This is a genomic window from Burkholderia sp. E168m23 (assembly GCF_016586125.1).
GTDB lineage: Bacteria > Pseudomonadota > Gammaproteobacteria > Burkholderiales > Burkholderiaceae > Burkholderia > Burkholderia orbicola.
Window position 1 is genome coordinate 1 of the sequence record NZ_BCPP01001248.1, and the last position, 1,651, is coordinate 1,651.

The following is a 1,651-nucleotide window of genomic DNA, read 5'->3' on the forward strand; positions in this document are numbered from 1 at the left end:
ACACGCATTCTGGCGCGCCGGTGACTATCAAGGAATTGCCGAACCTGGCAGATCGGCTATACATTTATGTATGACCATCGATCTGAACTGGGAACGCTACCGCACCTTCCTCGCGGTCCTGACGGAAGGCTCGCTGTCCGGCGCGGCGCGCGCGCTCGGCATCACGCAGCCGACGGCCGGCCGCCATGTCGCGGCGCTCGAAGCCGCGTTCGGCCAGACACTGTTCACGCGCTCGCCGTCGGGCCTGCTGCCGACCGAGGCCGCGCTCGCGCTGCGCGGCCACGCGGAGGCGCTGCGCAGCGCGGCGGCCGCGTTCGAGCGCGCGGCGGCCAGCCACGGCGCCGGCGTGCGCGGCATCGTGCGGATCTCGGCCAGCGACGTGATCGCCGTCGAGGTACTGCCGCCGCTGCTCGCGCAGTTGCGGCGCGATCATCCGGGGCTCGTGATCGAACTGGTGCCGACCGACCGCATCCAGGACGTGCTGAAGCGCGAGGCCGACATCGCGGTGCGGATGGCGCCGCCCGCGCAGGACGCGCTCGTCGCGCGGCGCGTCGGCGAAATCGAGGTCGGGCTGTATGCGCGCGACGATTACCTGGCGCACCACGGCGCGCCCGCGACGATCGATGCGCTCGCGCATCACACGCTGATCGGCTTCGATACCGTCACGCCGTTCATTCGTTCGGCGGGGCGCGGCATGCCGCTGTGGAAGCGCGACGCGTTCGCGCTGCGTACCGACAGCAATCTCGCGCAGCTCGCGATGATCCGTGCCGGCTACGGGATCGGTTTCTGCCAGTCGGCGCTCGCGAAACGCGACGCACGGCTCGTACGCGTGCTGCCGGACGCGCTCGGGATGCGGCTGGACACCTGGGTCGTGATGCACGAAGATCTGCGGACCAGCCCGCGCTCCCGGGCCGTGTTCGATGCGCTGGCCAACGGGCTGCGGGCGTATGCGGACGGTGAGGTCGCCGAGTAGAAAGCAGTGGGCGTGAATCGCGCAGGCCGCGCTATTCGTAGATTTTTCCGGCGAACAGGATGTCCGCGATGCGCCGCCAAGGGTTATCGGGCACGTCGTAGAAGCGCAGCCCCTCTTCCGACGCCTCGGCCCAGTCGATCATCGCTTCCAGGTATTCGCCGATCGACCGGTTTTCCCAGCCGAGCGCCGCGTGCGCATACGGCGACAGCGGCACGTCGGCCTCGAGCTGCCGCTCCGTGTGCCAGTCATGGCCGAGCACGCGCAAAAAATGAATCAGCGAACGCTCGTCGACCACGCGCTCCAGCGCATACTGCAGCTTCGCGGCCATCTGGTTCTTCAGTTCGTCGTTCATGCCCATGGCTCCCGACGTGCCGCTCGGTGTCGCGCGGCATGGTTTTACATCAGCAGTTGACGCGACAGCACCTCGCGCGCCTGAGTGACGGTCTCGCGTTCGCCCGGCAACGGCGGCGTCAGCGAAAACACCGCGTCCGGCAGCGGCGGCAGCCGGTATTTCGTGCCGAGCCGCATCAGGCCGTCGCCGATCGCCGACGCGCACAGGCAGCCGACGCCGAGCCCCGCCGCGAGCATCGACTGCAACCCCGCGACGCCCGACGCGCTGTGCACGAGCACGTATGGCGTGTGTTGCTCGTCGAGCGAGCGCACCGCGACCTGATGCAT

At 68.9% G+C, this 1,651-nt stretch carries 2 protein-coding genes and 1 pseudogene; 1 reads left to right on the top strand and 2 read right to left on the bottom strand.

The features are described 5' to 3' along the window. The first annotated feature begins 70 nt into the window (after positions 1–70). Positions 71–973: a LysR family transcriptional regulator gene (locus JMF90_RS36220; protein ID WP_012339717.1), complete on the top strand. Its 903-nt coding sequence runs from the start codon at positions 71–73 to the stop codon at positions 971–973. Between the two features lie 31 nt (positions 974–1,004). Here JMF90_RS36220 and JMF90_RS36225 read toward each other — a convergent pair whose 3' ends face one another. Next, the gene (locus tag JMF90_RS36225) at positions 1,005–1,325 is read right to left on the bottom strand and encodes a hypothetical protein (RefSeq protein WP_011547352.1); all 321 of its coding nucleotides are present in this window, start codon (positions 1,323–1,325) and stop codon (positions 1,005–1,007) included. A gap of 44 nt (positions 1,326–1,369) precedes the next feature. Beyond that, positions 1,370–1,651: pseudogene (locus tag JMF90_RS36230) on the bottom strand (LysR family transcriptional regulator); the annotation flags it as partial.

What these genes read in the sequence shown, in the direction of transcription:
- JMF90_RS36220 (WP_012339717.1), top strand. Translation starts at nt 71, where the DNA reads ATGACCATCGATCTGAACTGGGAACGCTACCGCACCTTCCTCGCGGTC.
- JMF90_RS36225 (WP_011547352.1), bottom strand. Translation starts at nt 1,325, where the DNA reads ATGAACGACGAACTGAAGAACCAGATGGCCGCGAAGCTGCAGTATGCG.